Origin of the sequence: Arsenophonus sp. ENCA (assembly GCF_002287155.1) — a bacterium.
In the GTDB taxonomy this organism is placed as follows: domain Bacteria; phylum Pseudomonadota; class Gammaproteobacteria; order Enterobacterales; family Enterobacteriaceae; genus Arsenophonus; species Arsenophonus nilaparvatae.
On record NZ_NHNG01000726.1, the window covers coordinates 1 to 10,172 of the forward strand.

Here is a 10,172-nt window from a genome sequence, read left to right on the forward strand (position 1 = left end):
ACATTTTCCAGCCTCAGCCAAGCACTGCTCAATACGGACCCTTTTAAATGTATTCTGTGTGGCGGGAAAATGGTCTATCAGCGGGTCTTGTATGGGCTGGTAACAAAGGATCTGGTTGCTAACGCAGTGGAAATAGCGCGAATGCGTTACGTGATGTAATGCAGGGAAGATCTGCCTGAATTCAGCAAATTCGTTCAAAAATCAGTCGATTAGCCAACAAATAATGATCTCACTCCCTCTTGTGCTGAAAAAAACAGCAAATCTTACCGACTGTGATCCCTATTTCATACGGCCTCAGGATCTTTGAAATTCCTAGGCGTAAATTCCTAGGCGTAAATGTCAACTTAGACCTATCCTGCCCGAAGACGAACATTTACTCAAAGATTTTATTACTCAGGTAACAAAAGAAGATCTTTATTATCGTTACTTTAGTGAAATTAGCGAATTTACCCATGATGACTTAGCGAATATGACACAAATCGATTATGACCGAGAAATGGCCTTTATCGCTATTAAAAAAAATTCCGAGATTATTGGCGTGGTTCGTGTGGTAGAAGATCCTGACAATCAGCAAGCAGAATTTGCCGTTTTAGTGCGTTCTGATATGAAAGGTAATACACTTGGATATCAGTTAATGGACAAAATTATTAGATATAGCCGTAGTCGAGGCACTCGACAACTTACTGCAATCACCATGCCTGAAAATAAAAAAATGCTACAGTTAGCACAAAAATTAGGTTTTAGTCTCGATATTCAATTTGAAGATAGTATTGTCAATCTTGATCTAACACTATGAAGAAAATAATCTTATAACTAAATAAATAGTGGCTGAACAATCGGTCAACATAGATTGGATTAATAGATACAAAAAATTAAACTAATGGTATCATGGATCACCAATTTTCAATAAACCTAAACCAGAGTATGTAATCTACTCCTTTAATAAAAAAGAGAAAATTTACACTGTGATGTTGTCCAAATTAAAAAAAGCAAAGCATCAGCAATATCTTGAGCAATTAGCAAAATTACCTCAGTCTGCCGCTGGAGTTGTCACCCTATACCAAGCAGAAAGTTTTCGAAAAGCTCTGTTGGACAAAATTGCCAACGCTCAACGGTATATTTATATTACTGCACTTTACTTCGAACATGATGATGCAGGACGAGACATACTAAATGCGCTTTATCAAGCAAAAATAGCACGACCAGAATTAGATATCAAAATAATGGTTGACTGGCATCGTGCTCAACGTGGTCGCATTGGTGCAGATGCCAGCGCAACTAATGCCGATTGGTATTATCAAATGGCAATGGCATACCCAGGATCAGAAATCGCTATTTTTGGTATCCCGGTCAACACACGTGAAGCATTAGGTGTTTTACATCTAAAAGGTTTTATCTTCGATGATACGGTTATTTATAGCGGTGCCAGCATTAATGATGTCTATCTCCAGCAACACCAACGTTATCGTTACGATCGTTATCATATATTAGATAATGCTCAATTAGCTGCGACGATGAAAAGCTTTATCGACCAAAGCTTGCTATCTTCACCCGCTATCCAGCGTCTAGATCAAGCTCATCGTCCCCGCAATACTCAAATTAAAAGTTTAATTAAACAATTTCGCCATAGCTTAAAAAGTTGTCACTATCAATTGCAAAATAATGCCACAAATGAAGAGTTAGCAGTAACTCCATTAATCGGTTTAGGCAAAAAAAACGAATTAAATAAAACTATTACGCATTTAATGAACACTATAGAAAAGAAAATGACTATCTGTACACCCTATTTTAATTTACCCACTATTTTAACGCGTATAATTAGTAAATTATTGCGTGATGGCAAACAAATTGAAATTATCATTGGCGATAAAACAGCTAATGACTTTTATATTCCACCAGAAGAACCTTTTAAAATTATCAGTGCATTACCTTATTTATATGAAATTAATCTACGCCGCTTTATCTGTCGGTTACAACGCTTTGTAGATAACCAGCAATTAACTATTAGATTATGGAAAGACGGAGAAAATAGCTATCATTTAAAAGGAATTTGGATTGATAATAACTGGCAATTAATAACCGGTAATAATCTCAATCCTCGTGCATGGGGACTGGATTTGGAGAATGCAATATTAATTCATGACCCCCAAAAAGTTTTATTACAGCAAAAAAACAAAGAATTAAAATGTATAACAACCAATACTCATATTGTAAGTCACTATCAAGAGCTTGAAAATATCCAGCGCTATCCAGTAAAAATTAAAAAACTTATTCGCCGTTTACGCAGGATCCGCGTTGATAGGCTAATACGTCGCATTCTTTAATAGGTTAGCTCTATTTCCGACTACAAAATAATAAGTTTTTTAAATCAATGCGTTATCAATAATTAAAACGTCAAAAAGCCACCCTTGGGTGGCTTTCTTAACATAATTAAAGTCTGGCAGCTCCCTACTCTCACATGGGGAGACCCCACACTACCATCGGCGCTACGGCATTTCACTTCTGAGTTCGGCATGGGGTCAGGTGGGACCACCGCGCTATTACCGCCAGACAAATTCTTTTCTATTTATCCCGTCTTATTTCGCTGCCTTACAGTCTGCTCACCTGCCTCAGTAGCGAACACACCTCGGCCTTCAGCAAAATCCGACCAGATTCAATCTCAAAACAAGCTAAAATTCTCTCTCTCCCAAAACACCTTCGGTGTTGTCAGGTTAAGCCTCTCGGGTCATTAGTACTGGTTAGCTCAACGTATCGCTACGCTTACACACCCAGCCTATCTACGTCCTCGTCTCGAACACCCCTTATAGGACATTACTGTCAGGGAAGACTCATCTTGAGGCAAGTTTCCCGCTTAGATGCTTTCAGCGGTTATCTCTTCCGCACTTAGCTACCAGGCGATGCCATTGGCATGACAACCTGTACACCAGTGGTGCGTCCACTCCGGTCCTCTCGTACTAGGAGCAGCTCCCCTCAATCTTCCTTCGCCCACGACAGATAGGGACCGAACTGTCTCACGACGTTCTAAACCCAGCTCGCGTACCACTTTAAATGGCGAACAGCCATACCCTTGGGACCTACTTCAGCCCCAGGATGTGATGAGCCGACATCGAGGTGCCAAACACCGCCGTCGATATGAACTCTTGGGCGGTATCAGCCTGTTATCCCCGGAGTACCTTTTATCCGTTGAGCGATGGCCCTTCCATTCAGAACCACCGGATCACTAAGACCTACTTTCGTACCTGCTCGCGCCGTCACGCTCGCAGTCAAGCTGGCTTATGCCTTTGCACTAACCTCACGATGTCCGACCGTGATTAGCCAACCTTCGTGCTCCTCCGTTACACTTTGGGAGGAGACCGCCCCAGTCAAACTACCCACCAGACACTGTCCTCAGCCCGGATTACGGGCCTAAGTTAGAACATCAAACATTAAAGGGTGGTATTTCAACGTTGGCTCCATGCAGACTGGCGTCCACACTTCAAAGCCTCCCACCTATCCTACACATCAAGGCTCAATGTTCAGTGTCAAGCTATAGTAAAGGTTCACGGGGTCTTTCCGTCTTGCCGCGGGTACACTGCATCTTCACAGCGAGTTCAATTTCACTGAGTCTCGGGTGGAGACAGCCTGGCCATCATTACGCCATTCGTGCAGGTCGGAACTTACCCGACAAGGAATTTCGCTACCTTAGGACCGTTATAGTTACGGCCGCCGTTTACTGGGGCTTCGATCAAGAGCTTCGCCTTACGGCTTACCCCATCAATTAACCTTCCAGCACCGGGCAGGCGTCACACCGTATACGTCCACTTTCGTGTTTGCACAGTGCTGTGTTTTTAATAAACAGTTGCAGCCAGCTGGTATCTTCGACTGGCTTCAGCTCCGGATGCAAGACCCTTCACCTAATGCCAGCGTGCCTTCTCCCGAAGTTACGGCACCATTTTGCCTAGTTCCTTCACCCGAGTTCTCTCAAGCGCCTGAGTATTCTCTACCTAACCACCTGTGTCGGTTTGGGGTACGATTAATGATTACCTATCGCTTAGAGGCTTTTCCTGGAAGCTGGGCATCAACTACTTCACCACCTTGGTGGCTCGTTATCACGTCTCAGTGTTGTAGCAGTGCGGATTTGCCTGCACTACCCACCTACTCGCTTAAACCGGGACAACCGTCGCCCGGATAGCCTAGCCTTCTCCGTCCCCCCTTCGCAGTAACCCTTAGTACGGGAATATTAACCCGTTTCCCATCGACTACGCTTTTCAGCCTCGCCTTAGGGGTCGACTTACCCTGCCCCGATTAACGTTGGACAGGAAACCTTGGTCTTTCGGCGAGCGGGTTTTTCACCCGCTTTATCGTTACTTATGTCAGCATTCGCACTTCTGATACCTCCAGCAGACCTCTCAGTCCACCTTCTACGGCTTACAGAACGCTCCCCTACCCAACAACACCTAAGTGTCGCTGCCGCAGCTTCGGTGCATGGTTTAGCCCCGTTACATCTTCCGCGCAGGCCGACTCGACCAGTGAGCTATTACGCTTTCTTTAAATGATGGCTGCTTCTAAGCCAACATCCTGGCTGTCTAAGCCTTCCCACTTCGTTTCCCACTTAACCATGACTTGGGGACCTTAGCTGGCGGTCTGGGTTGTTTCCCTCTTCACGACGGACGTTAGCACCCGCCGTGTGTCTCCCGTGATAACATTCTTCGGTATTCGTAGTTTGCATCGGGTTGGTAAGTCGGGATGACCCCCTAGCCGAAACAGTGCTCTACCCCCGAAGATGAGTTCACGAGGCGCTACCTAAATAGCTTTCGGGGAGAACCAGCTATCTCCCGGTTTGATTGGCCTTTCACCCCCAGCCACAAGTCATCCGCTAATTTTTCAACATTAGTCGGTTCGGTCCTCCAGTTAGTGTTACCCAACCTTCAACCTGCCCATGGCTAGATCACCGGGTTTCGGGTCTATACCCTGCAACTTAACGCCCAGTTAAGACTCGGTTTCCCTACGGCTCCCCTATGCGGTTAACCTTGCTACAGAATATAAGTCGCTGACCCATTATACAAAAGGTACGCAGTCACACCCTTTCGGGCGCTCCCACTGCTTGTACGTACACGGTTTCAGGTTCTATTTCACTCCCCTCGCCGGGGTTCTTTTCGCCTTTCCCTCACGGTACTGGTTCACTATCGGTCAGTCAGGAGTATTTAGCCTTGGAGGATGGTCCCCCCATATTCAGACAGGATAACACGTGTCCCGCCCTACTCTTCGAGTTCACAACACTTACCGCTTCAGATACGGGGCTATCACCCTTTATTGCCGGCCTTTCCAGACCCTTCTCCTGCGGTAAATATTGATGCTGACTCTGGGCTGCTCCCCGTTCGCTCGCCGCTACTGGGGGAATCTCGGTTGATTTCTTTTCCTCGGGGTACTGAGATGTTTCAGTTCCCCCGGTTCGCCTCGTTTGACTATGAATTCATCAAACGATAGTGCATTAATGCACTGGGTTTCCCCATTCGGACATCGCCGGCTAGTACGCTTCATATCAGCTTACCGACGCTTTTCGCAGATTAGCACGTCCTTCATCGCCTCTGACTGCCTAGGCATCCACCGTGTACGCTTCATTCGCTTAACCTCACAACCCGAAGGTGTCTCTTATCAAATAATACCGAAGCGTCATGGCTGCGCCGTGCGAAATTTTTTGTTGTGCGGTGCTCGTCATGCTCACGTACTTATGTACGCTGCGCTGACTGCGCGCCTACGCCGCAAATTTCACCCTGCTCGCTCATGCCACTCGTCTGCCTATTTGAATAACACTTCAAATTGGAGTTTTGAGAGTTCTCCACACTATTTTTTCAATAATGTGTGTTTCAATTTTCAGCTTGTTCCAGATTGTTAAAGAGCATAATTGGTAAACCAACTCACTGAATTGGCTTAATCATTATTGCGTAAAGCACAAACAATGCACAACACTAAAAGCGTGATGCACTGCCTTTCTAAATCACTAAAGTGGCGTCCCCTAGGGGATTCGAACCCCTGTTACCGCCGTGAAAGGGCGATGTCCTAGGCCTCTAGACGAAGGGGACTTCAAGCTCTTTAGTCAATCTTAGATTGGCTTGACGCGCTATTTCATCAGACAATCTGTGTGAACACTCACATTCCATCTATCTAGGTAAGGAGGTGATCCAACCGCAGGTTCCCCTACGGTTACCTTGTTACGACTTCACCCCAGTCATGAATCACAAAGTGGTAAGCGCCATCCAAAAAGGTTAAGCTACCTACTTCTTTTGCAACCCACTCCCATGGTGTGACGGGCGGTGTGTACAAGGCCCGGGAACGTATTCACCGCGACATGCTGATCCGCGATTACTAGCGATTCCGACTTCATGGAGTCGAGTTGCAGACTCCAATCCGGACTTCGACGTACTTTCTGAGTTCCGCTTCCCATCGCTGGCTCGCCTCTCTCTGTATACGCCATTGTAGCACGTGTGTAGCCCTACTCGTAAGGGCCATGATGACTTGACGTCATCCCCACCTTCCTCCGGTTTATCACCGGCAGTCTCCTTTGAGTTCCCGACACTACTCGCTGGCAACAAAGGATAAGGGTTGCGCTCGTTGCGGGACTTAACCCAACATTTCACAACACGAGCTGACGACAGCCATGCAGCACCTTTCTCAGCGTTCCCGAAGGCACTCCTCTATCTCTAAAGGATTCGCTGGATGTCAAGAGTAGGTAAGGTTCTTCGCGTTGCATCGAATTAAACCACATGCTCCACCGCTTGTGCGGGCCCCCGTCAATTCATTTGAGTTTTAACCTTGCGGCCGTACTCCCCAGGCGGTCGATTTAACGCGTTAGCTCCGGAGGCCACAGTTCATGACCACAACCTCCAAATCGACATCGTTTACAGCGTGGACTACCAGGGTATCTAATCCTGTTTGCTCCCCACGCTTTCGCACATGAGCGTCAGTCTTTGTCCAGGGGGCCGCCTTCGCCACCGGTATTCCTCCACATCTCTACGCATTTCACCGCTACACATGGAATTCTACCCCCCTCTACAAGACTCTAGCTAACCAGTCTTGAATGCCATTCCCAGGTTAAGCCCGGGGATTTCACATCCAACTTAATTAACCGCCTGCGTGCCCTTTACGCCCAGTAATTCCGATTAACGCTCGCACCCTCCGTATTACCGCGGCTGCTGGCACGGAGTTAGCCGGTGCTTCTTCTGTCGCTAACGTCAATTGCTAAGGTTATTAACCCTAACACCTTCCTCACGACTGAAAGTACTTTACAACCCGAAGGCCTTCTTCATACACGCGGCATGGCTGCATCAGGCTTGCGCCCATTGTGCAATATTCCCCACTGCTGCCTCCCGTAGGAGTCTGGGCCGTGTCTCAGTCCCAGTGTGGCTGATCATCCTCTCAGACCAGCTAGAGATCGTCGCCTAGGTGAGCCATTACCCCACCTACTAGCTAATCTCATATGGGTTCATCCGAAGGTGTGAGGCCAGAACGGTCCCCCACTTTGCTCCTTAGAGATTATGCGGTATTAGCCACCGTTTCCAGTGGTTATCCCCCGCCTTCGGCCAGATCCCCATACCTTACTCACCCGTCCGCCGCTCGCCGGCAAGGAAGCAAGCTTCCTCCCGCTGCCGCTCGACTTGCATGTGTTAGGCCTGCCGCCAGCGTTCAATCTGAGCCATGATCAAACTCTTCAATTAAAAGCTTGATGCTCAAAGAATGTTTTACTGACCATATAACGCCCTTCTGTTCAACTCGCTTTGCCGGTGTTTGACCACCTTCGCCGCTGCTGTCCAAAATAACATTACTGCATATTAGTTCGTATATGAATTAACTGTTTTGTCACTCTTCAAGACTTTAAAATCAAATATTTTTTGATGATGTCTTGCGAGTGCCCACACAGATTGTCTGATTAATTGTTAAAGAGCGTGCGAGCTAGCGTATATTACGCTTTTCACCTGTAAAGTCAAGTAGTTATTTCTACTTTTCTTTCACTTCACTGACTAAAAATCTAATTATTTATTCTCAACCAGTGGGAGCGCATTATAGGCGCTTTTAAGCCGCTGGCAACCGTTATTTAAAAAAATTTGTCTAATTGGTTTATATTTCAACAAATCGGCTTAAATAGAAATTTTTTCTAATCGATTAAAACCTTCATTTATCAGTACAGGAATAAGCTTTTCAGCTTCAACATCCATTTTTGTGCAATAGGCGATATTTTTACTTTTTGTTAAAATCAAATTTTGATGGTTATTGATTAACCAAACCGCTCGTCTGGCAATTGCAGCGCCTGAATCAATAAGTCTGGTTCCGTCAAGCAGCACTTCTTTTAGTTCTGCCGATAATAACGGAAAGTGTGTACAACCGAGCACAATGGTGTCAGGGGGTTCTTTCATTTTTAACCACGGTTTTACAATGCGCACTAACGCTTCTTTTGAGATTACCTGACCATGAAGTTTTTTTTCTGCTAATTCGACTAATTCTGATGAAGCGATCATCTCAACTTTACAATCAACGGCAAATCGATCGATCAGTTCTCTAGTATAGTTTCCACTAACCGTTACCTTAGTTGCTAATAATCCAATAACACCATTGCGAGTTAATTTAGTTGCTGGTTTTATTGCGGGAACAACCCCAATAATTGGAAATTGGAAATGCGCTCTTAAAACAGGCAAACTGACCGTACTTGCCGTATTACAAGCAATAATTACTATTGCTAACTCATGTTTTTGTTGAATTTGATCGATGAAGCGAATAATACGTTCAATAATAAATTCTGCACTTTTCTCTCCATAAGGAAAAGCATCATTATCAAAAGCATAAATATAGTGTAAATCTGGCAATAGCTGTCTGACTTCACGATAAACAGATAACCCACCAACACCAGAATCAAAAATTAGAATAGTTGGCCGAGCCGTTTTCGGCTGAGCAGAGGTTACTTTTTTTATTTCATTTTTCATTCATTTCATCACAATAATGAACAATATGCTGATAAGAGAATTGTTAGTAAAAATAGTCATGAGTAATTATACAGTAATAATAGATTGAATGAATCCTGTGCTGTTGTAATAATTTTCCGCTGGTTTTAAGACAATATTATAACCTATTTTTATTTTTGCATTACCGTCCAATATCGAAGAACTAAAACTTTACGACTCTTACTATCAATATTCAAAAAATAAGCTTTAGGAAAACCTTTGTAATTACTATCTATAAATCGTGCACCAAAGCTAGACTTCTCTTTCTCTTTCCCTACAATCTCACGATAGAAAATTTTTTATCAAGATGAATCTGAATACATGCTAAATAATTTGTCAATTACCCAATACAACTTGCAGTTAGCTGAAAAAATCAAATATTTAAACAGTATTATGCTGCCTTTTAATGCACCTGAGCCAGAAATTTTTCGTTCTGATTTTTCCCATTATAGAATGCGCGCTGAATTTCGCCTCTGGCATGAAGGATCAGATTTATTTCATATAATGTTTGATCAAACGACTAAACAACGTTTAAGAGTTGATCAATTACCTAGCGCTAGTAAATTAATTAATCAAATGATGCTTGCTTTAATTCCATTAATTAAAACTAAACCACTTTTACGGTATAAACTCTTCCAAGTAGATTATTTATCAACATTAAGTAATAAGATTATTGTTTCATTAATTTATCATAAAAAATTGGAACAAGAATGGATTGAACAAGCTAAACAATTACGTAGCGCTCTAATTAATCAAGGTTTTGATATACAACTTATTGGCCGCGCAGCAAAAACAAAAATTATATTAGAACAGGATCATATTGATGAGGTATTACCTATTTCAGGTAAGTCAATTATCTATCGCCAAATTGAAAATAGTTTTACACAGCCCAATGCCGGAATAAATATCAAAATGTTAGAATGGGCGATTAATATTACTAAAAACACAAAAGGTGATTTACTGGAGCTTTATTGTGGAAACGGTAATTTTTCTATCGCACTAGCACAAAATTTTAATCGTGTTCTGGCAACCGAGATTGCAAAACCATCAGTAGGGCACCTCGAAAAACCTAAGCCGAGTTTGATTTTGCTGATAAAGTTATCGGAAGCTGGTCTACTGAGCTAACCACCATGAAGAAACGCAGCGCCATTAAGAATGACCTCTTTGCAAACCAGTATCACCAACAGACGATCGACAAGT

2 protein-coding genes, 1 tRNA gene, 3 rRNA genes and 2 pseudogenes are annotated in these 10,172 nt (G+C 43.8%); 3 read left to right on the top strand and 5 right to left on the bottom strand.

Annotation, left to right across the window (positions count from 1 at the left end; all coding sequences use genetic code 11):
- Positions 1-343: 343 nt before the first annotated feature.
- Positions 344-796: pseudogene (locus tag CBG25_RS18860) on the top strand (GNAT family N-acetyltransferase); the annotation flags it as partial.
- A gap of 172 nt (positions 797-968) precedes the next feature.
- Positions 969-2,324 carry a CDP-diacylglycerol--serine O-phosphatidyltransferase gene (gene pssA / locus CBG25_RS18865; RefSeq protein WP_290608590.1) on the top strand — a complete coding sequence of 452 codons (1,356 nt, stop codon included), beginning with the start codon at positions 969-971 and terminating at the stop codon, positions 2,322-2,324.
- Positions 2,325-2,435: 111 nt separating this feature from the next.
- On the opposite strand, the gene rrf is transcribed toward pssA, so the two are convergent.
- The 5 genes from rrf to murI all read right to left on the bottom strand — a co-directional run bounded on the left by rrf (position 2,436) and on the right by murI (position 8,954).
- Positions 2,436-2,551, bottom strand: a 5S ribosomal RNA gene (rrf, locus tag CBG25_RS18870).
- A 156-nt stretch (positions 2,552-2,707) separates the two neighbouring features.
- Positions 2,708-5,611, bottom strand: a 23S ribosomal RNA gene (locus CBG25_RS18875).
- A gap of 375 nt (positions 5,612-5,986) precedes the next feature.
- A tRNA-Glu gene (locus CBG25_RS18880) sits at positions 5,987-6,062 on the bottom strand.
- 87 nt (positions 6,063-6,149) lie between these two features.
- A 16S ribosomal RNA gene (locus CBG25_RS18885) occupies positions 6,150-7,694 on the bottom strand.
- Together the 16S, 23S and 5S rRNA genes with 1 tRNA gene alongside form the textbook arrangement of a ribosomal RNA operon.
- A 420-nt stretch (positions 7,695-8,114) precedes the next feature.
- Positions 8,115-8,954, bottom strand: coding sequence for a glutamate racemase (gene murI, locus CBG25_RS18890; protein WP_290608592.1), 840 nt, complete (start codon positions 8,952-8,954; stop codon positions 8,115-8,117).
- A 339-nt stretch (positions 8,955-9,293) separates the two neighbouring features.
- Between murI and trmA the strand changes: the two are divergent.
- Positions 9,294-10,025, top strand: a pseudogene (gene trmA, locus CBG25_RS18895) (tRNA (uridine(54)-C5)-methyltransferase TrmA); the annotation flags it as partial.
- Between the last annotated feature and the right edge of the window lie 147 nt (positions 10,026-10,172).